This is a genomic window from Mycobacterium sp. BMJ-28 (assembly GCF_054404835.1).
The window spans coordinates 1,090,099-1,115,205 of the sequence record NZ_CM136783.1 but is presented as its reverse complement, the minus strand read 5'-3'; the positions used below and the strand labels follow the sequence as shown (position 1 = coordinate 1,115,205).

25 protein-coding genes are annotated in these 25,107 nt (G+C 68.2%); 11 read left to right on the top strand and 14 right to left on the bottom strand.

The genetic code is table 11. The features are described 5' to 3' along the window. Together ACXPWS_RS05570 and ACXPWS_RS05565 are read right to left on the bottom strand one after the other, a co-directional pair. Complete coding sequence (locus ACXPWS_RS05570; protein ID WP_458711489.1) at window positions 1-840, bottom strand: ABC transporter permease; 840 nt, start codon at window positions 838-840, stop codon at window positions 1-3. Further along, window positions 837-1,796 carry an ATP-binding cassette domain-containing protein gene (locus ACXPWS_RS05565; protein ID WP_458711488.1) on the bottom strand — a complete coding sequence of 320 codons (960 nt, stop codon included), beginning with the start codon at window positions 1,794-1,796 and terminating at the stop codon, window positions 837-839. Before ACXPWS_RS05565 ends, ACXPWS_RS05570 begins: the two co-directional genes overlap by 4 nt. A gap of 127 nt (window positions 1,797-1,923) precedes the next feature. On the opposite strand from ACXPWS_RS05565, the gene ACXPWS_RS05560 reads away from it, so the two are divergent. Beyond that, a complete protein-coding gene (locus ACXPWS_RS05560; protein ID WP_458711487.1) occupies window positions 1,924-2,412 on the top strand; it encodes a DUF6611 family protein in 489 nt (162 codons plus the stop codon). Here ACXPWS_RS05560 and ACXPWS_RS05555 read toward each other — a convergent pair. From ACXPWS_RS05555 to ACXPWS_RS05545, 3 genes are all read right to left on the bottom strand, one after another. Then, window positions 2,394-3,056, bottom strand: a complete 663-nt coding sequence (locus tag ACXPWS_RS05555) for a DUF998 domain-containing protein (RefSeq protein WP_458711486.1) — start codon at window positions 3,054-3,056, stop codon at window positions 2,394-2,396. The two genes, ACXPWS_RS05560 and ACXPWS_RS05555, sit on opposite strands and share 19 nt — an antisense overlap. Window positions 3,057-3,072: 16 nt before the next feature. Then, a complete protein-coding gene (locus ACXPWS_RS05550) occupies window positions 3,073-4,107 on the bottom strand; it encodes a 4Fe-4S binding protein (RefSeq protein ID WP_458711485.1) in 1,035 nt (344 codons plus the stop codon). 95 nt (window positions 4,108-4,202) lie between these two features. Then, window positions 4,203-5,102 carry a LysR family transcriptional regulator gene (locus ACXPWS_RS05545; RefSeq protein WP_458711484.1) on the bottom strand — a complete coding sequence of 300 codons (900 nt, stop codon included), beginning with the start codon at window positions 5,100-5,102 and terminating at the stop codon, window positions 4,203-4,205. A 106-nt stretch (window positions 5,103-5,208) separates the two neighbouring features. On the opposite strand from ACXPWS_RS05545, the gene ACXPWS_RS05540 reads away from it, so the two are divergent. The 4 genes from ACXPWS_RS05540 to ACXPWS_RS05525 are packed head-to-tail and all read left to right on the top strand — an operon-like array spanning window position 5,209 to window position 8,055. Then, complete coding sequence (locus ACXPWS_RS05540; RefSeq protein WP_458711483.1) at window positions 5,209-5,373, top strand: hypothetical protein; 165 nt, start codon at window positions 5,209-5,211, stop codon at window positions 5,371-5,373. Continuing rightward, on the top strand, window positions 5,370-6,251 hold the full coding sequence (locus tag ACXPWS_RS05535; RefSeq protein WP_458711482.1) for an NmrA/HSCARG family protein: 882 nt from the start codon (window positions 5,370-5,372) through the stop codon (window positions 6,249-6,251). Before ACXPWS_RS05540 ends, ACXPWS_RS05535 begins: the two co-directional genes overlap by 4 nt. Continuing rightward, on the top strand, window positions 6,238-7,164 hold the full coding sequence (locus ACXPWS_RS05530) for a VOC family protein (protein ID WP_458711481.1): 927 nt from the start codon (window positions 6,238-6,240) through the stop codon (window positions 7,162-7,164). Before ACXPWS_RS05535 ends, ACXPWS_RS05530 begins: the two co-directional genes overlap by 14 nt. A gap of 33 nt (window positions 7,165-7,197) precedes the next feature. Continuing rightward, window positions 7,198-8,055: an NAD(P)-binding domain-containing protein gene (locus tag ACXPWS_RS05525; RefSeq protein ID WP_458711480.1), complete on the top strand. Its 858-nt coding sequence runs from the start codon at window positions 7,198-7,200 to the stop codon at window positions 8,053-8,055. Window positions 8,056-8,129: 74 nt separating this feature from the next. Here ACXPWS_RS05525 and ACXPWS_RS05520 read toward each other — a convergent pair whose 3' ends face one another. Together ACXPWS_RS05520 and ACXPWS_RS05515 are read right to left on the bottom strand one after the other, a co-directional pair. After that, window positions 8,130-9,767 (bottom strand): fatty acyl-AMP ligase, encoded by a 1,638-nt coding sequence (locus ACXPWS_RS05520; RefSeq protein ID WP_458711479.1) that lies wholly within the window; start codon window positions 9,765-9,767, stop codon window positions 8,130-8,132. 320 nt (window positions 9,768-10,087) lie between these two features. After that, window positions 10,088-11,044, bottom strand: coding sequence for a 4-(cytidine 5'-diphospho)-2-C-methyl-D-erythritol kinase (locus ACXPWS_RS05515; protein WP_458711478.1), 957 nt, complete (start codon window positions 11,042-11,044; stop codon window positions 10,088-10,090). Window positions 11,045-11,137: 93 nt separating this feature from the next. On the opposite strand from ACXPWS_RS05515, the gene ACXPWS_RS05510 reads away from it, so the two are divergent. After that, window positions 11,138-11,935 carry a serine/threonine-protein kinase gene (locus ACXPWS_RS05510; protein ID WP_458711477.1) on the top strand — a complete coding sequence of 266 codons (798 nt, stop codon included), beginning with the start codon at window positions 11,138-11,140 and terminating at the stop codon, window positions 11,933-11,935. On the opposite strand, the gene ACXPWS_RS05505 is transcribed toward ACXPWS_RS05510, so the two are convergent. The 4 genes from ACXPWS_RS05505 to ACXPWS_RS05490 all read right to left on the bottom strand — a co-directional run bounded on the left by ACXPWS_RS05505 (window position 11,913) and on the right by ACXPWS_RS05490 (window position 15,902). Further along, entirely contained in the window at window positions 11,913-12,842 is a 930-nt protein-coding gene (locus tag ACXPWS_RS05505; RefSeq protein ID WP_458711476.1) for an asparaginase, read from the bottom strand. The genes ACXPWS_RS05510 and ACXPWS_RS05505 overlap by 23 nt on opposite strands. A gap of 68 nt (window positions 12,843-12,910) precedes the next feature. Further along, complete coding sequence (rsmA, locus tag ACXPWS_RS05500; protein ID WP_458711475.1) at window positions 12,911-13,831, bottom strand: 16S rRNA (adenine(1518)-N(6)/adenine(1519)-N(6))-dimethyltransferase RsmA; 921 nt, start codon at window positions 13,829-13,831, stop codon at window positions 12,911-12,913. Beyond that, the gene (locus ACXPWS_RS05495) at window positions 13,828-14,955 is read right to left on the bottom strand and encodes a transglycosylase family protein (protein WP_458711474.1); all 1,128 of its coding nucleotides are present in this window, start codon (window positions 14,953-14,955) and stop codon (window positions 13,828-13,830) included. Before ACXPWS_RS05495 ends, rsmA begins: the two co-directional genes overlap by 4 nt. 110 nt (window positions 14,956-15,065) lie before the next feature. After that, window positions 15,066-15,902, bottom strand: a complete 837-nt coding sequence (locus ACXPWS_RS05490; protein WP_458711473.1) for a TatD family hydrolase — start codon at window positions 15,900-15,902, stop codon at window positions 15,066-15,068. 90 nt (window positions 15,903-15,992) lie between these two features. On the opposite strand from ACXPWS_RS05490, the gene metG reads away from it, so the two are divergent. The 4 genes from metG (at window position 15,993) to ACXPWS_RS05470 (ending at window position 20,988) form a co-directional block, all read left to right on the top strand. Then, window positions 15,993-17,543: a methionine--tRNA ligase gene (gene metG, locus ACXPWS_RS05485; RefSeq protein WP_458711472.1), complete on the top strand. Its 1,551-nt coding sequence runs from the start codon at window positions 15,993-15,995 to the stop codon at window positions 17,541-17,543. A gap of 115 nt (window positions 17,544-17,658) precedes the next feature. After that, window positions 17,659-18,822, top strand: a complete 1,164-nt coding sequence (locus tag ACXPWS_RS05480) for an NAD(P)/FAD-dependent oxidoreductase (RefSeq protein ID WP_458711471.1) — start codon at window positions 17,659-17,661, stop codon at window positions 18,820-18,822. Continuing rightward, a complete protein-coding gene (locus tag ACXPWS_RS05475) occupies window positions 18,819-19,703 on the top strand; it encodes an RNA polymerase sigma-70 factor (RefSeq protein WP_458711470.1) in 885 nt (294 codons plus the stop codon). Before ACXPWS_RS05480 ends, ACXPWS_RS05475 begins: the two co-directional genes overlap by 4 nt. 19 nt (window positions 19,704-19,722) lie before the next feature. Beyond that, window positions 19,723-20,988 (top strand): aminodeoxychorismate synthase component I, encoded by a 1,266-nt coding sequence (locus tag ACXPWS_RS05470; protein WP_458711469.1) that lies wholly within the window; start codon window positions 19,723-19,725, stop codon window positions 20,986-20,988. Here the strand turns inward: ACXPWS_RS05470 and ACXPWS_RS05465 are convergent. Both ACXPWS_RS05465 and rsmI read right to left on the bottom strand, forming a co-directional pair. Then, complete coding sequence (locus ACXPWS_RS05465) at window positions 20,919-21,377, bottom strand: hypothetical protein (RefSeq protein ID WP_458711468.1); 459 nt, start codon at window positions 21,375-21,377, stop codon at window positions 20,919-20,921. The genes ACXPWS_RS05470 and ACXPWS_RS05465 overlap by 70 nt on opposite strands. Window positions 21,378-21,393: 16 nt before the next feature. Beyond that, window positions 21,394-22,230, bottom strand: a complete 837-nt coding sequence (gene rsmI / locus ACXPWS_RS05460) for a 16S rRNA (cytidine(1402)-2'-O)-methyltransferase (protein WP_458711467.1) — start codon at window positions 22,228-22,230, stop codon at window positions 21,394-21,396. 24 nt (window positions 22,231-22,254) lie between these two features. Between rsmI and ACXPWS_RS05455 the strand changes: the two genes are divergently transcribed. Further along, complete coding sequence (locus ACXPWS_RS05455) at window positions 22,255-23,793, top strand: dolichyl-phosphate-mannose--protein mannosyltransferase (RefSeq protein WP_458711466.1); 1,539 nt, start codon at window positions 22,255-22,257, stop codon at window positions 23,791-23,793. Between the two features lie 10 nt (window positions 23,794-23,803). On the opposite strand, the gene ACXPWS_RS05450 is transcribed toward ACXPWS_RS05455, so the two are convergent. After that, window positions 23,804-25,096, bottom strand: coding sequence for a cryptochrome/photolyase family protein (locus ACXPWS_RS05450; protein WP_458711465.1), 1,293 nt, complete (start codon window positions 25,094-25,096; stop codon window positions 23,804-23,806). Between the last annotated feature and the right edge of the window lie 11 nt (window positions 25,097-25,107).

Here is a 25,107-nt window from a genome sequence, read left to right as displayed (position 1 = left end):
TCAGTCCGACGTCCTGCGCGCATACGCCCGCAGCGCGAACGGTGCGATCAGCGCCGTCATCGCCACTGACCACAGCACGGTGGCCAGTACGGGGTGATGCAGCGGCAACTGAGCGTCGGGCGGCGCGGCCGGGCCGTTGCCCCACAGCTCCCGCATCGCCTGCGCCAGCGACGACACCGGGTTCCACTCCGCGGCCACCCGCAGCCAGCGCGGCATCGGCTCGGTGGGCGCGAAGGTGTTGGCCAGGAACGTGATCGGGAACAGCACGGTGAACATCACCCCGTTGACCGCCTCGACCGAGCGCATCAGGGAGCCCACCAGGATGCCGAACCAGATCATCCCGAAGCCGAACACCAGGATCAGCGCGAACGCGAGGACCGCGTCGCCGACGCCGCCGCGGATGCGCCAGCCGATGCACAGCCCGGTGACGGCCATCACCACGATGCCGATCGACGAGTGGATGAGGCTGGCGATGCTGCGCCCGATGAGCACCGAGGACCGCCGGATGGGCAGCGACCGGAACCGGTCGATGACACCCTTCTCGGCGTCGGCAGTGATCCCGGACGCCACCACGAACGCAGTGAACACGATGGTCTGCGCCTGGATGCCCGGCAACAGGAACTCCCGGTAGGACGCCCCGCCTCTGGTCGCGATCGACGCGCCGAACACGAACGCGAACAGCAGCACGAACATGATCGGCTGCACCGTCACGTCGCTGAGCATCTCGGGCATCCGTTTGGTGTGGATCAGGTTGCGTTTGACCATGATCCACGACTGCTGGGCGATATTCGTGGGCCGCACCGCCGGGCGCGCGGTGGTCGTCTCGGATACGGCGGTCATGCCTGCGTCTCCTCGGCGGTCTCGGCGCGGTGCCCGGTCAGTGACAAGAACACATCATCGAGGCTGGGCCGGGACAACCCGATGTCGTCGACCTCGATACCGCTGTCCTGCAGCCAATTCGCCACCCGGGTCAGGTCGGCGATACCGCCTGCCGCAGCGGTGAGCTGGCAGGCGCCGATGTCGACATGAACCTCCACACCCGAACGGGCCAGCAGTTCGCGCGCCGCGGGCACGTCCGCGCCATGCGACACCGTCACCACCAGACTCGCGTTGCCGGCCTGCTGTTTGAGTTGCAGCGGCGTGCCTTCGGCGATGATCCGGCCGTGGTCGATGACGACGATATCGTCGGCGAGCTGGTCGGCCTCTTCCAGATACTGCGTGGTGAGCAGCAACGTGGTGCCGCCGGCGACGAGCTCCCGCAGCACCTCCCACAGCTCGCTGCGGCTGCGCGGGTCCAGTCCGGTGGTCGGCTCGTCCAGGAACAGCACCGGCGGCGCGGCGATCAGGCTGACCGCAAGATCGAGCCGCCGGCGCATCCCGCCGGAGTACGACCGCACCGGACGGTCGCCGGCGGCCACCAGATCGAACTGCTCGAGTAACCGGTCCCCCAGCGTCTTGAGATGCTTGCGCCCGATGCCGTACAGCCCGCCGATCATCCGGATGTTCTCCCGGCCGGTCAGCAGTTCGTCGACGGTGGCGGCTTGGCCGGTGAGTCCCATGTGGCGGCGCACCATGTCGGGCTGGGTCCGCACGTCGTACCCGGCGACCCGTGCGGTGCCGCTGGTGGGTTGCGACAGGGTGGTCATCATTCGCACCGTGGTGGTCTTGCCGGCTCCGTTGGGTCCGAGTAGCCCGAGCACCGCGCCCTGGGGCACCGCGAAACTCACGCCGTCGACCGCTGCGTTGTCCCCGAAATGTTTGACGAGCTCGAGCGCCTCGATGGCCGGTGCGGTCATGGGTCAACCGTAGCGAGGCACCCCGACATGGGGCGAACGCATTTTCGCCGTCAAGATCGACCCGCGGACCGTAAAGATCGCGTACACGACCCGGTCGACGTGCCGTTTCGGGCGTAGACCGGTAGCCATGAGCACCACCGCGCAGAGCACCCGTTGGCACCGGTTGATCGACGGTGACCGCAGCTGGGGATCGCTGATCATCTCGCCCACCCGCTACGGCGTCACCCGTTATCGCCTGGTGGTGTTCCCGCCCGGCTTGTCCACCGGCCAGCGCCGCCTGCTGCGGATCTGGCGGGCCTGGCCGACCTGGGGTCTGGCCCTGTGGTTGGCGCTGGAGGTGACGCTCCTGCCGACGGCCGGAACCGTTGCTGCGCTGATCGTCTCGGGCTTCGCGGCGCTGTCGGCGGGCGCGGTGTCGATGGCGCTGGTCGACCAGTTCCGGCGCGAGGTCCGCACGCTAACGGTGCTGCAGACGGCCGGGACCGACGATCCTCAGAACGCCGAACTGTTCGCGAAGCTGAAATCCCATGCCACCGCTTTGGCGTCGGCCGAGCGTGACCTCACCGGCGCCCAGCACGAGGCCGCGGTGTGGGGTGTCTACGACAATTTGGCCTGAATGACCCCTTGAGCTTCACCCCGGATCAGCCAAAGGCCCAGCGCTATCACCGCGGCCACCTCGAATCCCGCGATGCCGCGCTCGACCAGGCCGAGCGGAATGATCCGCCACCAGGAAGCGCCGGTCACCGCACCCACGGCGATCGCGCCGAACAGCACGCCCAACCACCCGATCGATCCCCAGGCCAGCCAGCGCGCCGTCCTGGCCTGTGCGTCCCGGCCGCGCGCGATCACCAGGATCGCGACCGGCAACGCGACGAACGCCACCAGCGTCGCGACCCGGTGCACGGTACCGCTGGCGCTGGGACCGAGCGCCCAGTTGTGTTTGGGGAACGCGACGACGCCGAGCAGGCCGATCACCCACAACGCCAACAGCACCGAGCCGGCCGACAGCGCCCGCACCCGTCCGGCGTGGATCAGGCCGGCCAGCAGGAGCACCGACCCTGCCGCGAGCGCCAGCACCGCGGTCACGAAAAGCCAGCCACCGGCGGTGAACACATACTCGGAAATGGTGGCGCGCCGCAATGCCCGGCCGCGCAACGGTTCTCCGCCGAGGACGGCGTCCAGTGCCAGTACGGTGATCATGGATAGCGCCGCCCCGCACACCGCGATCCAGCCGAACAACACGTGTAGGCGCCGGTTCATCGAACCAGCCTACCGATCAGCGCCCGCGGATTCCGCTGTCGACGACCTTCACCGTCTTGTGCGGATAACGCTTCTCGGCGTGCGCCTTGGCCGCGGAGTTCGGCAGCACGTAGAGCGTCTCCTTTTTGTCCTGCAGCGGCTTGAGCACCAGATCCATGAAGCCCTTGCGGTTGTCCAGGTAGGGCTCGATCACATCCTCACCCGCGGGGCAGACCGCAAGGCAGTAGGCGGCCTTGTAGTTGGCCTTGAACGACAGGCTCTGCCACATCGACGCGTTCTCCGAATCACTCACCCGGGAACGGAAGTCGTCGGCGTCAGCGCTGTCGGCGATGGTCTGCGCCCAATCCGTGAAACCTCCCATGAACTCGCGGTAGTTGTGCACCGAGCACGCCACGAAGTCGAATTCACCGTCCTTGCCGATCGCCCCGACCGGGCAGGCCGCCACGCACAGCTTGCATTCCAGGCACGGCGAATAATCCAGTGGCTCACCATATTCAGAGATGGGCGCGCCGACCAGCAGGGTGGCCAGGATGATGAAGTTGCCGAACTTCGGGTGAATGACGTTGCGGTGGATGCCCATCACACCGAGGCCCGCGGCCACGGCCACCGGCTTGTGCGCGATCACCCAGATCCGTCCGGGGAACTTGTCCATCTCCATCGGGAACGTCGCCGACGGGTTGATCACCCGGTACCCGGTGTCCTGAAGGGCGCGGGTGACGTGGTGGGCGGCTTCGTTGATGATCTCCCCGCTGCGGTGGAACTCCTGGTTTGCCACGCTGCGCTCGGACGAGCGGACGTTGTCGCGGTTCATCTTGACCACCAGCGAGATATAGCTGCGCACCCCGGGCAGGGCGGTCTCGGCGTGCTCGCGTTCCGACGCCAGCGCCGGATCGTCGAAGGACGCGAACGCGACATCGTCGGCTCCGGCCTCCAGGCAGATCCGGCGCAGCCAGTCGGCGTCGATCACCGGTGGCGCCGACGCGGGGGTGCGGCTGCGGACCGCCCGCACCGTGGGATGGTCGGCCAGGCGCGGGGGCAGTTTGTCCGTCATCGCTCTGAGTATAGAGAACTATACTCAGACGGACAACGCCGGTTTCACACCCGTCCGCCGGCCCTCACCCGAAGGCCGGCCAGGCCGCGTCCCCGCTATCCGCGGTGTTTTCGTGCGGCTGCGCCGAAGAGATCGAGTGCAGTGCGGATCAGCGGTCCTGGATCGTTGGTTCGGGTGTAGGCCCCCACGGTGAGGCTCGGGACGGGATCGGAGAGGCGCAGCACGTCCGCTTCCCCGGATTTCAGTCCGCGGGTGAAGATCCGGGGAACCAGAGCGCACCCCAATCCCGCGATCGCGGTGCGCGCAATATCGTCGATGTGGCCCAGTTCGAAGATGATGTCGCGGTGCAAGCCTGCCTCGCGAAAGGCATTGTCGGTCAGCGTCCGAAGCTGGCTTCCGGCGGCGAATTCGACGAACGGACCGCTCGCTGCGAGTTCGGCCAACGATATGGATTGCTGGCCGACCGTCAAACGGCTGGAGGGCACTATGGCCACGACCGGCTCCGGCGGCGCAAGAGCGCGAAAAACCACGCCGCCGTGCGGTGGTCCAGGTAACCGACTGGTCAGCGCCACATCCACCGTGCCCGCCAACACGGCGTCGATCAGTTCGCTGCTGGGCCCAGCCGTGATGGTGATCCGCACCGCCGGCTGTCGGCGCCGCACCTGGGCCAATACGGCGGGAAGGTCGAGCACCCGGGTTGCCGTCTGCGTCGCCCCCACTCGCAGGGTGCCCTGAGCCACCGCCAGATGGTCAGCGACCAGTTCGCGCAGCCCAGCAGTGTCGACCAGGAGCCGGCGGGCCGCGGGAATGAACAGGCGACCAGCCTCGGTCAGCGACACCTGGCGAGTGGTACGCGCAAAAAGCCGGGTACCCAGTTCGTTTTCGAGCTGCGCGACCTGGGTGCTGAGAGCGGATTGCGATACGTGGCAGCGCCGCGCGGCGGCAGTGAAAGACCCGGCGTCCGCGACGGCGACCGCATAGGTGAGCTGCCGCAATTCCATATCTGAAACAGATTACTTATCACCGATTTATCTATCAATCGGATCAACGAAGTGTGCGAGACTCGGTGCTCGCCGACAACGAGGGAGCCACGAAACAGCCATGACCGAGGTGGGACCGTTCGACCCGACCGCGTATGCCATCGTGCCCGCACGCACCTTTGACGAACTCGAGGTCGGGGAGGTGTTCCGGGCACCGAGTCGGACGTTGACCGACGCGCACGCCGGTGACACGCGCACCTACGCCTTGAAGCGCGACGTATCGTGAGCGGCGACACCCACCACGTTGCCCCTGTCGCGGTCATCGGCGCGACGGGCGGCCAGGGAAGCGCGGTACTCACCGCACTGACAGAACGCCGGCGCAGCGTTCGTGCCGTCACGCGCGACCCGCGGTCACCACGTGCACAAGCCATTGTCGCGGAGAACGTCACCGTCGTGGGCGCGGATCTGGCCGACGAAGAAGCGCTGACCGCTGCATTCGAGGATGTCAGTGGGGTTTTCGCGGTGACGACGCCGTTCGAGGACGGCCCACACGCCGAGGTCGAACAGGGCTTGCACATCATCGCGGCCGCCCAGCGTGCGCGCGTGCCCTACCTGGTGTACTCGTCGGTGGCCGGCGCCGACCAGGACTCCGGTGTTCCGCATTTCCAGAGCAAGGCCGTCATCGAGGCCGCGCTCACGGACACCGGGCTGGCCCACACCGTGGTCGGCCCCACCTACTTCTTCGACAATCTGCTCGGCGGACTGGACGCGCTCCGGGCGGGCATCCTCGACATGCCGTTACCGCCCGATATTCCGTTGCAGCAGCTCGCGCGCCGGGACCTGGGCCGCTTCGTCGCCACCCTCTTCGACCAGCCCGCCGCGTTCACCGGCCTGCGCATCGACCTTGCCTCCGACCAGCTGACACCCACCCAGATGGCACATGCGCTACAGCGGAAGTTCGGTAGACCGATCGAGTTGGTCACCGCCGACCCGGCCACCATCGCCAACGACGATATGCGGGCGATGTTCACCTTTCTCGCCGAGCGCGGGTATGCGGCGAACCCGACATCGTTACACCGGGAGTTCCGTCACGTCGGATGGCAGCGTTTCGACGATTGGCTCGATGAGGCAGTCGCTGTCGAGAATGCCCATGCGGTTCGCTGAACGTGCGCTTGGTCGGGTCGGTCCGATCCTGACCGCCGCGCTCATCACGGTCGCGGCAGGATGCGCCACGACGACCACCACCACCACATCGCCATCGCCGCCGCCGAGCGCTGCCGGCATTCAAAGTGTTGGCACACAATATGATTCAGCGCACGTCTACGTCGATCCCGGCCAGTTCGACGCCTTCGTCCGAAGCTGGACCGCGACGTTCGGCGGGACGACCACGGCAGCCACCACGACGCATGTCACGCCCACGCCCAGCACCACCAGGTCCCAGCTCATTCTCTCTCCGGTCGGCACGCTGTCCGTTTTCGGATACCTCACGCCCATCCCCTACCCGTTCGGCACCGAGCGCGGCGGCTGGCTGATGGCAGACCTCGATGCCGGACTGGCCCAGGCACGCGCCGCAGGAGCCACCGTGGTCGTGGCACCCTTCGCCGATCCGATCGGACGGGACACCGTCGTCCAGTTCCCCGGCGGAGTCAATGTGCAGCTCTACTGGCACACCACGGCGCCGTCCTACCCTCCGCTGCGTACGGTTCCGGACAGCCGGATCTACCTGGGCGCCGACGCGGTGGACCCATTCCTTCATGCGTACCGCCAATTTGGCGGAGCGACAATAGATTCCGATGATCCCGCCGCCGACGGTGCACTTGTCGGGCGGCCGGGAACAACGTTTCGCCGAATCCACCTGAGCGGACAGTCGGGCAACACCACGGTGCTGGTCACCGATGGGCAGCTGCCCTACCCCTACGGCCATGACACCACCGGCTACGGCGTGCCCGACGTCGGCTCGACCATCGCCAAAGCGCAGTCCGCCGGTGCGGTCATGTTGGCGCCGCCGCGCGGCGAATCCCACAGCGCCATTCTGCAGTTCCCCGGCGGCTACGTCGCCGAGATACACAGCGCTTGAACGAATACCGCCTCGATTTGGAACGGGAGGACCATGAGTACAGTCGGCCTGGTCGGCATCGGGGACATGGGTTCTGCCATGCTGCCGCATCTGCTCGACGCCGGATTCGACGTCACCGCCTACGACAGCGACCCGCTGCGGTTGCAGGCCGCGGCAGAGGCCGGCGCTGATCCGGCCGTCTCGGCGGCCGCGGCCGCCGCAGCCGCCGACACCGTCCTGAGCCTGGTGATGTCCGAGGACATTCCCACTGCCCACTACGGCCCGCAGGGAATCCTCGCAGGCCTGCGCCCCGCCGGCCTGCTGGTCATCGGTTCCACCACCACGCCCGAGGTCATCCAGGAACTGCAACGGCGGGCCGGCAGCCGCATCCTGCTTGCCGATGCCCCCATCGTCGGCGGCGTCCGCTACGCACACGACAAGGCGATCACCTTCCTTCTGGGCGGCTCAGCGGAAGCCGTGCGTCGCGCCACACCCCTGCTGTCGGTGCTCGGCCACGTCGAATCGGTCGGCTCATTCGGGTCGGGGGTGATGTACAAACTGATCACCAATGCCTTCGTCATGGCCGCCGAAGTAGGCCTGCGGGAAGCTCTGGATCTCACTGACATCCTGGGCGGCGACTATGCGACCGCATTGCGCCTGTTCCAAGTCGGACCGATGGCCGCGGTGGTGAAGCGGGCTCTCGACACTTCCAATCCGCGGCCGCTGCGCGCCTCGGCCGAGGACTTCGACACCCTCATGTCGGTGGTGGACGATCCTTCGCTGCTGCCGATCTGCGCGGCGGGCCGCGGCAGACTCTGGTCCGCTGTCAACGCCGATGCCGGATACGAGCCGATGTTCGTCGACCTCACCCGGAAGGCAACGGCGACGGCGCCCTACTTCCAGCCAGGCTGAGGCCGGCCGAACAGACACAGAGTCCCGCATTTCCTTCTGGGAATGCGGGACTCTGTGTCTGTTCGCGGAGAAACCTAGCCGGTGACCAGGGCTACCGAGTTGGCCCGGCGCAACTTGCCCGACGGTGTCTTCGGGATGGTGCCGGGGCCCAGCACGACGACGTTGCGCGGGCGGACGTCCACCTCGGTCACCACCTCGTGCGCGACCTGGTGCTCGATCCGGCGCACCTCGACCGGATCCTTGTAGGCGTTGGACTCGACGGCGACGGCGAAGGTCTCGCGGGAGTGCCCGGCGTCCAGGCGCACCGCGACGGCGCAACCGGGCCGCACACCCTCGACGCGCCCGGCGGCACGCTCGATATCCGTCGGGTAGATGTTGCGCCCGGCCATGATGATGACGTCCTTGACACGGCCGCACACCACGATGGTGCCCTCGTCGGTGATGTACCCGAGGTCACCGGTGTCGTACCAGCCCTGCTCATCCTGGGTCGGCAGGAAGCCGGCCATGGTGATGTAGCCCGGGGTCACCGATTCACCGCGCAGCTGGATGACGCCGACACCGCGGGTCGGCAGCACCGCCCCGTCCTCGTCGACCACGCGGGCCTCCAGATCCGTCAGCAGCGGGCCGAGCGAGGCCAACCGGCGGGTGTTGCCCTTGCTGGCGGGCACGGCGCGGCGCAGCGCGGCCAGCAGGTCGGCGTCGACCTCGTCGACGACCAGACCGGCGTTGCACGGCGAGAAGGACACCGCCAGGCAGGTCTCGGCCATGCCGTAGGCCGGCAGGATCGCGCCCGGGTTCAGGCCGAACGGCTTTCCGGCGTCGATCAGATCCTCGACATCGGCAGGTTCGACGGGCTCGGCGCCCGAGAGCGCGAAGCGCAGGGTGGACAGGTCGAACTCACCCGGCTTGGCCTGGCGGCGCAGTCGCTTGGCGAACAGTGCGTACGCGAAGTTCGGGGCAGCCGTCATGGTGCCCTTGTACTTGTCGATCAGGCGCGCCCACAGCAGGGTGTCGCGCAGGAAGTCCATCGGCGTGACCTTGACCAGCTCGGCGCCGAAGTACATCGGGATGGTGAGGAAGCCGACCATGCCCATGTCGTGGAAACAGGGCAGCCAGCTGACCATGACGTCCTTGTCGACGTCGTATTCGGCGCCGATGAACATGGCCTCGGCGTTGGAGAAGATGTTGCGGTGCGTGATCTGCACCGCCTTGGGGGAACCCGTGGAGCCGGACGTCAGCTGCATCAGGGCCAGGTCGTCTTCGTCGGTCTCGACCGGATCGATCGGCTCGGCGGCCAGCAGATCGGCCACCTTGAGCACCTTGATGCCCTTTTCCTCCAGCACCGGGATGGCGACGACGAAGGGCTCGGAGATGATGACGGCCTTCAGCTCGATCATCCCGATGACGGTCATGGTGTCCTCGGCCCAGACGGCGAGGTCGGTGCGCGGGGTGGGCTGGTGCAACATCGTGAGGCTGCCGCCGCGCATCCACACGCCCTGGGCGGTAGGAGCGATCTCGACGGGGAAGCCGGCCAGGACACCGACGGAGTCGCCGGGGCCGATGCCCGCGGCCGCGAGGCCACCGGCGATACGGCGGGCGCGCTCGTGCACTTCACCCCAGGTGTGGCGGACGGGCTCGTAGGGCTCACCGGTCACCATGCCGCGCTTGCTCTCCCGGGCACTGCGGTACATCTTGTCGGTAAATCGGCTCACGGCAACCTCCTGAATGTCTGAGGGCGCGTCGCCGGCGACGTCGACCCCAGTGTCATTGCACGTTTCCCTATATTCCGCCTGCTAGCACGCAGCTTTCGAGAGGCGCGCGCACACAATTGGGAAGCAGTTGTGTCTCAAAACGGTGATGGTCCAGCTAATCCAGTTCCTCCGAACGGCTCTGTCGCGTGAGGAACGACCGGATGGGCGCTAGTTTCCACCGGATGCCATCTTAAGAGACCCTTAAGTAACTGCCAAACTCTCGCGAGAATTGAGGCGGGGGTCACACCTGGCGGTCGCGCCGCATCGGTCGCGCGAAGACCTCATACCTCGGCGATCACCCGGGCACCCGGGACCGGCCCACTGGCCGCCCGCACCGTGCGACAGACCCCGGCACCGGACAATGCGGCACCGATCTCGACGGCCGCGTCCCCCGATTCGCACAGGAACGCGCAGGTCGGACCGGAACCGGAGACGATGCCGGCCAGCGCTCCCGCCTCGGCTCCGGCCCGCAGGGTGCGGCGCAGATCCGGGCGCAGGCTCAGCGCGGCGACCTGTAGGTCGTTGCCCAGCTCCGCCGCAAGTGCGCGCGGGTCGCCGGAAGCCAGCGCTTCCAGTACGGGCTCGACATCGCCGAGCCGGGGCGGCCCGTCCCGGTCCGGGATACCGCGAAGCCGGTCGATCTCACCGAACACCGCGGGCGTCGAAAGCCCCTTGTCGGCAAAGGCCAGCACCCAGTGGAACGTGCTGCGCGCCAGCACCGTGGCCAATTGCTCACCGCGGCCGGTGCCCAGTGCCGTCCCGCCGTGCAACGCGAACGGCACATCGCTGCCCAGCCTCGCGGCCAGCGTGTGCAGATCCCGGCGGGCCACCCCCAGTTCCCAGAGCGTATTCATCGCGACCAGCACCGCGGCCGCGTCGGCGCTGCCACCGGCCATGCCGCCGGCGACCGGGATCGACTTGGCGATCGAGATCGCCACATCGGGCACCCGCCCGACATGATCGGCCAGCAGCTCGGCGGCCCGCCAGGCCAGGTTGCGGTCGTCGGTGGGCAGGCCGGCCACCCCGTCACCCGACATCCGGACCGACAGCGCGTCGGCATTGCGCACCGTCACCTCGTCGAACAGCGACACGGCATGGAACAGGGTGGTCAGCTCGTGGTACCGGTCATCGCGCAGGTCGCCGACGCCCAGGAAGAGGTTCACCTTGCCCGGCACCCGCACGGTCACCGAACCGGTGGCCACCCACTCGGACGCGGTGTTTCCGTCGGATGAGGGCACAGGTCGACATTATTCGCTTCACCGGCAGGAGCGAAGCGACCGGGGGATAGTGGCGGCGGGCAGGAGCGAAGCGACCGGGGGATAGTTACAGCGATGTCCAGTGCACCCGAGCGATACGGCGGCTACGTACTCGACGAGCCCGTCGGCCATGGCGGCTATGCCACCGTCTACCGCGCACATCACCGTGACGGCGGTGGCGCGGTCGCAGTCAAGGTGCTCGACGAGCACACCCACCGGCCACCACATTCGGACCGGCTGGCGCGCGAGTTCACCTTCGCCCGCCGGCTCGACCATCCCAATGTGGTGAAAATGTACGCACTCGGCGACCGGTGGCTGGCCATGGAACTGGCCCGTGGCGGCACGGTGCTTGCGCTGCCCGGCCGGCGGGCACGCCTGCGGGCGCTGACCGAGATCGCCGCCGCGCTTGATCACGCGCACCGCCGCGGCATTGTGCATTGCGATGTGAAACCGTCGAATATCCTTCTCTCTCAGGATGATCCGGCGAGCAGAGTGCTCCTGGTAGATTTCGGCATCGCGCATGCGGTGGCCGAGGATGTGTGGCACCGCCCCGGCCATGCCGATGCCTCACTCGCGTACGCCGCGCCGGAGGTACTCACCGGGCACCCGCCCTCGGCGGCCACCGACGAGTACGCCCTGGCCTGCACCTGCGTCGAGTTACTCACCGGTGCAACACCATTCGTCGCCGATACGGCGTTGGGGATGATCGACCAGCATCTGTTTGCGCCCGTGCCGCGTTATCATCCGCACTCGGACTGGGTACCGCACGCCTTCGACTCGATCCTCGCCAAGGCGATGGCCAAGGACCCCGATGCCCGTTACCCGTCCTGCACGGACTTCATCGCCCTGATCAGCCGGGCGTTGCGCCGATGAACTCACCGGCGATGTCACGACGGCAGACGAAATCGGTCAGCGCCTCACCCGTCATCCCCATCCCGGAGCCCAAACAGACTTTGACATAAGCGGTTTCGGCACGCATCCGGCTGAACGGGATCAGACCCGCCGCCGCGAAACCGGTGACAGACTCGTAAGCGCCGACGTCGTCGGGCACCGGCCCGAGGAACACCGGTACCCCGGCATCGGCGCAGCGTCGTGCGAACGCGATGATGTCGGTCGGTGAATCCGGCGCGGCCACGCACGCCGTGCCGGAGTGATAGGTCTCGTGCACCACCGCATCGAAAGTGCGCGGATCCACGGCGGTGTAGTCCAGTCCCGGGTACGGGTGCAGGTACAGCACCCGCTCGCTGAAGCGGGCCGGACCGCCGATCCCCGACCGCTGCCGCGGCCATACCGGGTGACCGAAGTCCTCGACACCGACCTCGCCGTCACTGTGCACGTAATGCCGCAGCGGTGTCGAGGGCTGCAGCCGCGACGCCAGGTGCACCAGTCGCCGGCCGTCGGGGTTGCGGAAGGTCACGAACACACCACCGCCACGGGCCGCGGCGACGACGTCCAGCGCGTCACGGAAGTTGGTGTGACCGTTGGCATCCGAATGCTCGAGCGGTTTGTTGCTGGCCACTACGACCACCGGCAGGTTCAGCCCGGCAAGCGCGAACGCGAGCGCGGTGGCTCCATAGGACAGGGTGTCGGTGCCGTGCGTGACGATCACACCGGTGTGGTGCGGCCGGACGGCCGAGGTGACCGCGGTCGCGATGGCCGTCCAGTCCGAGGGCCTGGCGTTCTCGCTGAGCAGCGACATCGGCTCGATCACATCGAAGCCGGTGGTATCGCCGAAGTCCTGGAACAACAGCCGGGTCTGGCCGGGGGCCAGTCCGATCACGTCACCGGAGTGCTTCGAGCCGATGGTGCCGCCGGTGAAGACGACCAGTACAGCCCCCGCCGCGTTGATCAGCTGAGCGAAGCCTCGGCGTCGTCGACGGACACCACCGATTCGCGGGCCGGGGCCTCCAACTCACCGGAGCGCTGCAACAGCCGGACGAAATCGGTGATCGACAAGGTCTCGCCGCGCCGGGCCGGATCGATGCTGGCCGCCAGCAGCCGTTCCGCCGATTCGTTGCCGGAACCGGCCCACTCGGCGAACGCGTTGCGGGAGGTCTTGCGGCGCTGCGCAAAACCGATGTCGATGAGTTCGAAGACCTGCTGACGGAACTTCTCGTCGGTCGGCCACGCGGGCGCCTCGTGCCGGTCGATCCGGACCAGTCCCGAATACACCCGCGGGATCGGCCAGAACACCGTCGGCGACACCATGCCGTAGCGGCGCACGTTCCCGAAGAACCGGACCTTGGCACTGGGCACGCCATATTCCTTGCCGCCGGGCTCGGCGGCCAGCCGCTCGGCGACCTCGGCCTGGACCATCACCATCACGGTCTTGATGGACGGGAACTCCGACAGCAGGTGGATGATCGCGGGGACCGCGATGTTGTACGGCAGATTCGCCACGAGTGCGGTGGGTTGCTCATCCAGGTCGTCAGCGGTGATGGTGAGGATGTCGCGGTTCAGCACGGTGAGACGGCTGATCTCGCTGTGCGAATGGTTGGCGATGGTCTTGGGCAGCTGGTGAGCCAGCACCGGATCGATCTCGACGGCAGTGACCCGCGAGCCCCGGTCCAGCAGGCCCAGCGTCAGGGAACCGAGGCCGGGCCCCACTTCCAGGACGCAATCCTGACGATGGATTCCGGATGCCGACACGATGCGCCGCACCGTGTTGGCGTCATGGACAAAGTTCTGTCCGAACGCTTTGCGAGGCCGGAAATCGATCTCCCGCGCCAGATGCCGTATCTCGGTCCGCCCGAGCAGTCGGATGGTCACGATGCACCCACTCTCCCGCTACACACCGGCCAGGCACCCCATCCTTGACGCGCCCTCGTCACTTCAGCAATCGCGATCTGTTCCTCACGGGTCGCCAAATCTGCCCGCTGAGCATACCTCAGACCACCCTGGCGTTCCCATGTGTTCTGATCAAATTGGACGCCACCAAAATATCCATTGCCGCTGTTGATGGCCCAGTTACCTCCGGATTCGCACTGGGCAACCGCGTCCCAGGCCCGGCCGTTGCTCACCGGGGGAACCTCGGTGCCCGGTTTGGCGCCCACCCGCAGCACCGCATCCCGCGCCGGGGAAACGACGACATTGGCTACTGGCAACCTCCCGGTTTCCACGCCGTTCACCTTCGCGACGGCGAATGTCACGTCCTGCAGGCCCGGGGTTCCGGGGTCGACGACGACCTGCCGGCTCATGTTCATCGTGGCGTCGTCGATGCGCTGGCTGGCCGGCGCCAGCGGTAGCTGCTGGGTCACCTTCTCGATCCGGACGCGCGTCACCTGGATCTGCATGCCGTCCACCACGGGCGCGGACGCGGCCGGGATCACGGTGTCTCGTTGTTGCAGCGGGGCGCCGGCGGCATCGAGCAGGCCGGCCACGTTCGGCGCGGCCAGATGCACCGACCGCACGACGCCGCCGTCGTCGATCTGCACGGTTTTGGCACTGACCACGGGTAATGACATTCCGGCCAGCGGCACGCGGGTACCGCGGGAGGCCGCCGCAGGCGCCATATCGGTCATGGCCAGCTGGGCGAGGGCATCCTGCACGGTCGAGGCGGTGGTCCACACTTCTTTGCTGTTCTCACCGTCCAGGGAGATCTGCACCGGACGGCTGCGGCTGAGCACGATGTTGTCCGCGTCGTGCACCGCGGCCCCGGGCGCGGGGTAGAGATCATCGCGGTCGCCGACGGTGAAGCCGTTCTCCCGCACCACATCGATGACTGTGGACTTCATCGTGGTGACCGTGATCGGTGCCCCGTCCACGGTCAGCGTGACGGTCTTGTGCGAAGCCACCGCGAGGCCGCCAGCAAACACCAGCGTCAATAACAACGCGCCCACGAGCAGCCGAAACGCCGGCGAACGTACCTCATGGATCCGATTCAAAACATTCAAGAGTCTGTTGTCCCCGGGTCTCGACCCATGCGGGCCCGCGGAACTCGCGGCCCGGCTGGCCGCCCGCGTTCTATCACAGGAAGGTAACGAAGATCTGCTGCCCGCGCCAATTATCCGGCCGCCAAACGGTAGGTGCGTCGCGCGTTGGCGGTGGTGATCCGGGCCAGATCGGCGGCGGCCCGGCCGGTGAGCTCGGCCAGTGCACGCACCGTGTACGGCAGGCAATAGGGCTCGTTGGGGGCACCCCGGAAGGGGTGCGGGGTCAGAAACGGCGCGTCGGTCTCGACCAGCAGCAGATCATCCGGGATCACCCCGGCGGCCTCCCGCAGCGCGTGCGCGTTGCGGAAGCTGACCGTCCCCGACAGGCTCAGCAGCCAGCCGTTGGCGGCACATGTCGTGGCCATCTCGGCGTCGGAAGAGAAACAGTGGAAGATCACCGTTTCCGGGGCGCCTTCGGCCGCCAGCACGTCGAGCACCTCGGCGTCGGCGTCGCGGTTGTGGATCATCAGCGGCTTGCCGGTGCGCTTGGCCAGGTCGATGTGCCAGGCGAAGGCGTCACGCTGCTGAGCGGGGTCGGCACATCCGTCGAGCCGCCCCGGCCAGTACATGTCCATTCCGGTCTCACCGATCGCCACCACCCGCGGATGCCCCGCCAACGTCTCCAGTTCCGCCTTGGCGGCGTCGTCGAGGGCGTTGGCCCGCGTCGGGTGCAGGGCCACCGCGGCGTAGACGCGGGGATCCCAGCCGGCGGCCTGCGCGGCCCAGCGCGCGGCGTCCAGGTCGTCGGCGATGGTGACGACGGCCTGCACGCCCACGGCACCGGCGCGGTCCAGGATGGCCGCCACGTCCTCGGCCGTCTCGGCACCACAGGCGTCCAGATGGGTGTGCGCATCGATCAGCGGGCCCAGCGGCTCCGGAGCGGGCGGTCTCTGTCTCTTGGAGCTCACGCGATTGCCTCGCAGGCTCGGCTCTCGCGTGCCGGTTCGATGGTTCGCTCGCCAGCTTCGCTCACAACCGACACTTTAAGGTGGGACCAAATGAGTGAGCCCTATTACCTGACCACCGCCATTGCGTACCCCAACGGCGACCCGCATATCGGGCACGCCTACGAGTACATCGCCACCGACGCCATCGCCCGGTTCAAGCGCCTCGACGGTTTCGACGTGCGCTATCTGACCGGCACCGACGTGCACGGCCTGAAGATGGCCGAGACGGCGGCCAAACTGGGTATCACCGCCGCCGAGCTGGCCAAGCGCAACTCCGATGTGTTCGAGCGGATGCAGGAACGCCTCGGCGCCTCCTACGACCGGTTCATCCGGACCTCCGACGCCGACCACTACGAGGCGTCCAAGGAGATCTGGCGGCGGATGTTCGACGCCGGCGACATCTATCTGGGCAGCTATCAGGGCTGGTATTCGGTGCGCGATGAGCGCTTCTTCGCCGAGGACGAGACCGAGGAACGCGAAGGTCTGCGGTTCGCGATCGAGACCGGCACCGAGGTGACCTGGACCGAGGAGCAGACCTATTTCTTCAAGCTGTCGGAGTACGCCGACCGGCTGCTGGCGCACTACGCCGCGCATCCGGAGTTCATCGGACCCGACGTGCGCCGCAACGAGGTGGTCAGCTTCGTCTCCGGCGGGCTGCGCGACCTGTCCATCTCCCGGACCACCTTCGACTGGGGTGTGCCCGTCCCGGACCATCCCGACCATGTGATGTACGTGTGGGTCGACGCGCTGACCAACTACCTGACCGGTGTCGGCTTCCCGGACACCGGCTCGGAGTCCTTTCAGAAGTACTGGCCGGCCGATCTGCACATGATCGGCAAGGACATCATCCGGTTCCACACGGTGTACTGGCCGGCTTTTCTGATGTCGGCCGGGATCGAGCTTCCGCGAAGGGTTTTCGCGCACGGCTTCATCAACGTCAAGGGCGAGAAGATGAGCAAGTCGGTGGGCAACGTGGTCGACCCGCTGGCGCTGGTCGACGAGTTCGGCGTGGATCAGGTGCGCTTCTTCTTCCTGCGCGAGGTGCCGTTCGGCCAGGACGGCAGTTACAGCGAGGAGGCCATCATCGGCCGGGTCAACGCCGACCTGGCCAACGAGCTGGGCAATCTGGCCCAGCGGTCGCTGTCGATGGTGAACAAGAACCTCGACGGCAAGGTGCCGCAGCCCGGCGCGTTCACGGCCGAGGACACCGCCCTGCTGGCCGCCGCCGACGGGCTGCTGGAGCGGGTCCGGCGGCACTACGACGAGCAGGCCATGCACCTGGCGCTGGACGCCATCTGGTCGGTGCTGGCCGCGGCCAACAAGTATTTCTCCGCCCAGGAGCCGTGGGTGCTGCGCAAGGCCGGCACCCCGGAGGCCGACGACCGGTTCGGCACCGTGCTGTACACCACCCTGGAGGCGGTCCGGATCGCGGCGCTGCTGAGCCAGCCGGTGATGCCGGGGTCGATGGCCAAGTTGTTGGATCTGCTCGGCCAGCCTGCCGATCAGCGGGACTTCACCGCCATCGGCACGCGGTTGGCCCCGGGCACCGCGCTGCCCAGGCCCGAAGGCGTGTTCCCCCGGTATCAGGCGGCCGAGGCTTAACTGTCCGCCACGATCCCACGCCTGCGCCTCACCGGTGTAGATATCGACGTGTAAGCAACCGCGTGATCTGGGTCACCGCGTGTCACACTTTCGGGATGGGCGGTGTCTTGAGGGCATGACCGAGAACAACATCGCACAAGTAATCGTCATCGGCGGCGGCTATGCCGGAGTGCTGGCCGCCAACCACCTGCGCCAGCGCCCTGGCACCGAGGTCACGCTGGTCAACGCGCGGCCCGAATTCGTCGAACGCATCCGGCTACACCAGTTGGTCGCGGGGACCCACGACGCCACCGCCGACTATGCCGCGCTGCTCGCCGACGGCGTGCGGCTCGTCATCGACAAGGCCGAGCGCATCGACACCGCCGCGCGCCGGGTGGAGCTGACGTCGGGCCTCACCCTGGGCTACGACTACCTGGTCTATGCCGTCGGCAGCACCAGCGCGGGCGCCCCCGAATTCGGCTATGCCCTGGCCGAATTCGAGGATGCGCAGCGCCTGGGTGCGCGCCTGCAGGACGTTCCGGTGTCGGCGCCCATCGTGGTGGTGGGTGGCGGTCTGACCGGTATCGAGGCGGCATCGGAATTCGCCGAGGCGGGTCGCCCGGTGACCCTGGCCGCCGGCCCGGTACTGGGGCCGTCACTGGGCGCCCAGGCGCGCAGGTCTGCGGCCAAGCAGCTGGCCAAGCTCGGCGTCACGGTGATCGAAGGGCCGAAAGTGGCGGCGGTGCATGCCGATCGGGTCGAGTTGGCCGACGGCAGCGAGCTGCCCAGCGCCGCCACGGTGTGGACCGCCGGGTTCGGGGTACCTGAGCTCGCCGCACGCAGCGGCCTGCGCACCGACGCGTTGGGCCGGTTGCTCACCGACGAGACCCTGGTCAGCATCGACGACGACCGCATCGTCGGCGCCGGTGATGCCGTCGCGCCGTCGGGGATGCCGCTGCGGATGAGCTGCCAAGCCGCGATGCCGCTGGCGGCGCAGGCCGCGCGCACGGTGCTGGCCCGCATCGACGGCCGCACGCCCGAGCCGATCAATCAGGCCTTCGCCGGTCAGTGCGTCAGCATCGGCCGGTCCTTCGGCACCATCCAGATCTCGCATACCGACGACACCCCGCGCCGGGCCTACATCGGTGGCCGCATCGCGGCGTCGATCAAGGAGATGGTGTGCAAGGGCACGGTGTGGCAGCTGCGCCGCGAGGCCGCCAAGCCCGGGTCCTACTTCCTGATCAAGGGCGGTAAGCGGGCCGAGCGGTTGGCGGCGGCCCTGGAGACGGATCCGGTATGAACGAGCACGCCGAACGGTTCACCGCGCTGCGGCCGTTACTGTTCACCATCGCCTACGAAATCCTGGGCTCGGCAACCGAATCCGACGATGTGTTACAGGACAGCTACCTGCGCTGGGCCGACGTCGACCTGGAGACGGTGACCGACACCAAGGCCTACCTGGCGCAGTTGGTGACACGGCAGGCGCTGAACACCTTGCGCGCCACGGCCCGCCGCCGCGAGGAGTACGTTGGGCCGTGGCTGCCCGAACCGGTTCTGGTGCAGGATGCTTCGGCGGATGTGGTGCTGGCCGAGTCGGTGTCGATGGCGATGATGGTGGTACTGGAAACCCTCACTCCCGACGAACGAGCGGTGTTCGTGCTGCGCGAGGTGTTCGGTTTCAGCCACGACGAGATCGCCGCGGCGGTGGGCCGGTCCTCGGCCGCGGTGCGCCAGATGGCGCACCGGGCCAGGGAACACGTGCACGCCCGCCGCAAGCGGTTCGACCATGTGGACGCCGCGACGGGTGAGCAGATCACCACGCAGTTCTTCGCCACCGCGGCCACCGGCGACGTGGCCGCGCTGGTCGAGATGCTGGCACCGGACGTGGTGTGGACGGCCGACAGCGCGGGCAAGGTCAGCGCGGCGCGGCGTCCGGTGGTCGGTGCGGACAGGGTGGCCAGGTTGGTGCTGGGTCTGATACGCGGGGCCGGCGAACGACCCGATGCGCGGATCGACCTCGCGGTCTACAACAACGCACCCGCACTCGTCCTGTACCTGGGCGAGCAATTGGAAGGCGTGATCACCATCGAGATCTGCGGCGGCCGGATCAGCCACTTCTACGCCATGCGCAATCCGGACAAGCTGTCGGCGATCATGGTCCCGCGCGCGATCACCCGGTAGCTTCTGTCAGGCTTGGCCGGTGCGGATCGAGCGACTGGCCGGCCTGGGGGACGCCCCCGAGGTGCTGCGCGCGGTCGCCGACGCCGCGCGCGGCCGCGGCCTGCCACCACCGGCGGCGCTGATCGGCGACTGGTTCGGCTCGCGTGCGCTGATCGCACCGAGCGTGTCGGCCGTGCCGACCGATCGGGTATTCGACACGCCGCCGGGTGATCCCGGGAACCCCGTCGGCGGCGGCTGGTTCGGTTATCTGTCCTATCCCGACGGCGCCGCACGCATCCCGGCCGCCGCAGGCGGGTGGTCGGACTGCGTGCTGCGCCAGGACACCGACGGGCTTTGGTGGTACGAAAGCCTCTCTGGGGCAGAGCTTCCCGACTGGCTGGCCGGTGTCAGCGGCACGCCCGCGCGCCCGTCGGCGATCGACTGGCGCTACCCGGACCGCGCCAGCCACCGCGCCGGGGTGCTGGCCTGCCTGGACGCGATCGGTGCGGGCGAGGTGTACCAGGCGTGTGTCTGCACCCAGTTCACCGGCCGGATCCAGGGCGACCCGGTGGACTTCTTCGTCGACGCCGTGACGCGCACGGCACCCGCCCGGGCCGCCTTCATCGCCGGGGACTGGGGCGCGGTGGCGTCGCTGTCCCCGGAACTGTTCCTGAGCCGGCGGGGCGAACAGGTCACCTCCAGCCCGATCAAAGGCACGCTGCCCCTTGATGAATCGCCGGCGGTGCTGCGCGCCTCGGTCAAGGACGTCGCCGAGAACATCATGATCGTCGACCTGGTGCGAAACGATCTCGGGCGCCTCGCCGTCACCGGCACGGTCACCGTGCCCGAACTGCTGGCGGTGCGCCCGGCGCCCGGCGTCTGGCATCTGGTGTCGACGGTGTCGGCCCGGGTCCCGGTCGACGTGCCGATGACCGCGGTGCTGGACGCCACCTTCCCGCCGGCCTCGGTGACCGGCACGCCGAAGGCCCGGGCCCGCGAACTACTCCTGCAGTGGGAGCCGTCGCGGCGCGGAATTTACTGCGGCACCGTTGGTTTGGCGTCGCCAGTGGCGGGTGTCGAGTTGAACGTGGCAATCCGGACGGTGGAGTTCGACGCGCACGGCAACGCGGTGCTCGGTGTCGGCGGGGGTATCACCGCGGACTCCGACCCGGGCGCCGAATGGGAGGAATGCCTGCACAAGGCCGCCCCGATCATCGGCCGCCCGCACCCAACGGGTTACGCCGGCCGGCCCGGGGCCGAGGGGGTGAGCGCGGCGATCCAGCCGGCGTTGCCGGAGAAGACGTAGAAGCCGACCTCGCCTGCGGTGGTCGCGACGATCAGGTGGGTCTGGCCGCCGACCACCGAACCCTTGAAGACCGCCGCCTCGCGCACACCGGTGATCGCATCGACCGGAACGTCGATCGCGGTGCCGGTCAGCGTCCGGAACACCAGCCGCCGCCGGGTCAGGGCGATCAGACCGGTGTTCTTGACCACCGGATACCCGGGTGCGGTCGCCCCGCGATAGGAACCCTTCTCCGGCGGCCGAACCACGGTCTCACCTTCGAGCTCATCGGCCAGCCGCGCGGCGACGGTACGGCCGCGGCAGCGCAGCCACACGATGATGGGGATCCAGATCAGCGCCAGCAACGCCAGGATCCCGAGCACCAACACGATCACGAACTGGGTCGTATTCACGGGCCCACCCGCACTTTCAGTCGCGTGACTTCAACACCGCATCGTAGAGCGCACGCCGTGCGGGCGCACCGGGATTGGCGGCGATCACCTCGGCACAGGCGTCCTTGACCCGGGCCCCGTCCGCCACCAGCTCCAGCACCAGGGCGACCATCGACGCCATGTCGGCCTTGGGCACCGCACCGGCCAGCACCACGGTGATCTCGCCGAGGACCCCGCCGGCGGCCCAGTCGGCCAACTCGGCGAGGGTGCCGCGCTTGATCTCCTCGTGCGTCTTGGTCAGCTCCCGGCACACCACCGCGCGACGGTCCGTGCCGAGCACGTGCACGGCGTCGCCCAGCGTGTCGGCCAGCCGCCGCGGTGATTCGAAGAACACCGCGGTGCGCTGTTCGGCCGCCAGAGTGCCCAGCCAGGTGCGCCGCGCCGCCTGTTTGCGCGGCGCGAACCCCTCGAAACAGAACTTGTCCGCGCCCAGCCCGGACACCGCCAGCGCCGTCGTGACCGCCGACGGGCCGGGCAGGCAGTGCACGGCCAGCCCGGCCTCGATGCAGGCCGTCACCAGCCGGTAGCCGGGATCGTTGATCAGCGGCATCCCGGCATCGCTGATCAGCACCACCGTCGCACCCCCGCGGATCTCCTCCAGCAGGGCGGGCACCCGGGACGCCTCGTTCTGATCGAACACGCTGAGCAGGCGTCCGGTCGGCGTGACGCCCAGCGCCGCGGCCAGGGTGCGGGCCCTGCGGGTGTCCTCGGCGGCGATCACCTCGGCGTTGGCGAGCGCCTCGACCAGACGGGCCGACGCATCCGCGGGCTGCCCGAGCGGCGTGGCCGCCAGCAGCAGTCGGCCACCTTCCATGACGACAGCCTACGATCGTCGATGATGACCGCTCCCCATACCGTGCAGCCGGAGCGCGCCGTTCCCGTGATCAGCCCCGGCCCACTCGTTCCCGTGCCGGACTTCGGGCCGGTGGATCGCCTGCAGGGCCTGGTGATGACCGTGATCATCGGGGCGCTTGCCGCGCTGACCCGCTTCCTCAATCTCGGTTCGCCGACGGACGCCGGCACCCCCATCTTCGACGAGAAGCACTATGCGCCGCAGGCCTGGCAGATGCTGGGCAATCACGGTGTCGAGGACAACCCCGGTTATGGCCTGGTGGTGCACCCGCCGGTGGCCAAACAGCTGATGGCGATCGGCGAGTGGGTGTTCGGCTACAACGGTCTGGGCTGGCGCTTCTCCGGCGCGGTGTGCGGTGTCGTCATCGTGGTGCTGACGGCGCGGATCGTGCGGCGCATCGCCCGCTCCACCCTGGTCGGCGGGCTCGCCGGGCTGCTGTTGATCGCCGACGGCGTCAGCTTCGTCTCGGCCCGTACCGCGCTGCTGGACGTGTACCTGGTGCTGTTCGTGGTGGCCGCCTTCGGCGCCCTGATCGTCGACCGTGACGAGGTGCGCTCGCGAATGCATGTGGCGCTCATGGAGGGCCGGATCGCCGAGACGCCGTGGGGTCCGCGGCTGGGGGTGCGATGGTGGCGGTTCGGCGCGGGCGTGCTGCTGGGGCTGGCCTGCGCGACGAAATGGTCGGGGCTGTACTTCATCGTCTTCTTCGGGCTGATGACGCTGGCCTTCGACGTCGTCGCGCGCCGCCAGTACCGGGTGCCGCGGCCGTGGCTGGGCACCCTACGCCGCGACGTGGGGCCGTCGGCGTACGTCTTCGGCCTCATCCCGTTCGCGGTGTACCTGGCCAGCTACGCGCCTTGGTTTGCTTCCGAGACCGGCGTGGACCGCCATGAGGAGGGCCGCTCGATCGGCCTGGACGGCTTCCTGCCCAACGCCCTGCGGTCGTTGTGGCACTACACCTATCAGGCCTATCACTTCCATTCCGGGCTGACCAACGCCGCAGGCAACCACCACCCGTGGGAGTCGAAACCCTGGACGTGGCCCATGTCGTTGCGCCCGGTGCTCTATGCGATCGATCAGCAGAATGTGCCCGGTTGCGGGGCGCAATCGTGCGTGAAGGCCGTGATGCTGGTGGGCACCCCGGCGATGTGGTTCGTCGCGGTGCCCGTGCTGGGCTGGGCGCTGTGGCGGGCGTTCGTGCGCCGCGACTGGCGCTATGCGGTGGTGCTGGTGGGCTACGGCGCGGGCTACCTGCCGTGGTTCGCCGATATCGACCGGCAGATGTACTTCTTCTACGCCACCACCATGGCGCCGTTCCTGATCATGGCGATCGCGCTGATCCTCGGCGACATCCTGTACCAGCCGCGGCAGAACGCCGAACGCCGAACGCTGGGCCTGATCGCGGTGAGTTGTTATGTGGCGCTGGTGATCACGAACTTCGCCTGGATGTACCCGATCCTGACCGGGCTGCCGATCTCGCCGGCGACGTGGAACATGCAGATCTGGTTGCCCAGCTGGCGGTGACATTCCCCGGTCAGCGGATCCCCTCGTACCTTCTCAACGCCTCGGCCCGCTCGGCCTTGTGATCGACCATCGGGCCCGGATAATCGGCGCTGCCGAACTCCGGCACCCAGCGCCGCACGTACACCTCGTCCGGATCGAACTTGCGGCCCTGGGTATCCGGATTGAACACCCGGAAGTACGGCGCGGCGTCGGTGCCGCAGCCGGCCGCCCATTGCCAGCCGTGCTGGTTGCTGGCCATGTCCCCGTCCACCAGCTGATCCAGGAACCAGCGCGCCCCCCACTGCCACGGCAGGTGCAGATCCTTGACCAGGAACGACGCCGCGATCATCCGGACCCGGTTGTGCATGAAGCCGGTTTCGGCCAGCTGGCGCATCCCGGCGTCGACGATGGGGAACCCCGTCTTGCCGGCTTTCCAGGCTTCGAGCCGTTGCTTCGCCTCGCCGTCCTCGTCGGTCTCGATGGGATCGAAGTTGCGGTTCCAGTTCCACCACGCGCTGCGCGGCCAATGGTTGAGCACGTCGGCGTAGAAGTCGCGGAAGGCCAACTCCCGCAGGTACGCCTGCGGGCCGGTGCCCTTGCCCAGGTCTGCCGCCATGGTCCGGGGATGGATGGCACCGAACTTCAGGTGCGCGGACATCCGGCTGCTGGCATCGAGATCCGGCCGGTTGCGGTCTTCCTCATAGTTGTCGAGGCCGGCCGAGACGAAGCGCTTCCACGCCTCACGCGCGGCGGTCTCCCCGGCGGGCAGCTCCAATTCGGCGTGACCGGACGGGATTTCGACCCCAGCGTCCAGGCCGGCCGGGTCGATCCAGCCGGCCGACTCGGGGCCGGTCTCGGCCGGCGCCCGCCAGCCGTGGGCCGCCCAGGCCCGGAAGAACGGGGTGAACACCTTGTACGGGGTGCCGTCGCCCTTGGTGACCCGCCCGGGCGCCACCAGGTACGGCGAACCCGCCGCCTCCAGCGGCACGTCACCGAGCGCGTCACCGACGGCGGCGTCCCGGCGCCTGCCGAACGGCGAAAAATCACCGGAGACGTGCACCGAGGTCGCGCCGATCTTCTTGGCCAGCACGGGAATCCGCTTCTCGGGGCGCCCCTCGGTGATCAGCAGCTTGCCGTCGAGTTGGTCCTGCAGGTCCCACAGCGCGTCGTAGAGATACTGCAGCCGCCGGGCACCGGAGGTGGCCCGCAGCCGGGGATCCAGGACGTAGCAGGCCAGCACCTCGCCATCGGGCGCGGCGGCGTCCAGCAGGGGCGGCAGATCGTATAACCGCAGGTCGCGCCGGAACCACAGCAGCGTAGGCATGCCTCGATGTT

What these genes read in the sequence shown, in the direction of transcription:
- ACXPWS_RS05570 (WP_458711489.1), bottom strand. Translation starts at nt 840, where the DNA reads ATGACCGCCGTATCCGAGACGACCACCGCGCGCCCGGCGGTGCGGCCC.
- ACXPWS_RS05565 (WP_458711488.1), bottom strand. Translation starts at nt 1,796, where the DNA reads ATGACCGCACCGGCCATCGAGGCGCTCGAGCTCGTCAAACATTTCGGG.
- ACXPWS_RS05560 (WP_458711487.1), top strand. Translation starts at nt 1,924, where the DNA reads ATGAGCACCACCGCGCAGAGCACCCGTTGGCACCGGTTGATCGACGGT.
- ACXPWS_RS05555 (WP_458711486.1), bottom strand. Translation starts at nt 3,056, where the DNA reads ATGAACCGGCGCCTACACGTGTTGTTCGGCTGGATCGCGGTGTGCGGG.
- ACXPWS_RS05550 (WP_458711485.1), bottom strand. Translation starts at nt 4,107, where the DNA reads ATGACGGACAAACTGCCCCCGCGCCTGGCCGACCATCCCACGGTGCGG.
- ACXPWS_RS05540 (WP_458711483.1), top strand. Translation starts at nt 5,209, where the DNA reads ATGACCGAGGTGGGACCGTTCGACCCGACCGCGTATGCCATCGTGCCC.
- ACXPWS_RS05530 (WP_458711481.1), top strand. Translation starts at nt 6,238, where the DNA reads ATGCGGTTCGCTGAACGTGCGCTTGGTCGGGTCGGTCCGATCCTGACC.
- ACXPWS_RS05525 (WP_458711480.1), top strand. Translation starts at nt 7,198, where the DNA reads ATGAGTACAGTCGGCCTGGTCGGCATCGGGGACATGGGTTCTGCCATG.
- ACXPWS_RS05510 (WP_458711477.1), top strand. Translation starts at nt 11,138, where the DNA reads ATGTCCAGTGCACCCGAGCGATACGGCGGCTACGTACTCGACGAGCCC.
- metG (WP_458711472.1), top strand. Translation starts at nt 15,993, where the DNA reads ATGAGTGAGCCCTATTACCTGACCACCGCCATTGCGTACCCCAACGGC.
- ACXPWS_RS05480 (WP_458711471.1), top strand. Translation starts at nt 17,659, where the DNA reads ATGACCGAGAACAACATCGCACAAGTAATCGTCATCGGCGGCGGCTAT.
- ACXPWS_RS05475 (WP_458711470.1), top strand. Translation starts at nt 18,819, where the DNA reads ATGAACGAGCACGCCGAACGGTTCACCGCGCTGCGGCCGTTACTGTTC.
- rsmI (WP_458711467.1), bottom strand. Translation starts at nt 22,230, where the DNA reads ATGGAAGGTGGCCGACTGCTGCTGGCGGCCACGCCGCTCGGGCAGCCC.
- ACXPWS_RS05455 (WP_458711466.1), top strand. Translation starts at nt 22,255, where the DNA reads ATGACCGCTCCCCATACCGTGCAGCCGGAGCGCGCCGTTCCCGTGATC.
- ACXPWS_RS05450 (WP_458711465.1), bottom strand. Translation starts at nt 25,096, where the DNA reads ATGCCTACGCTGCTGTGGTTCCGGCGCGACCTGCGGTTATACGATCTG.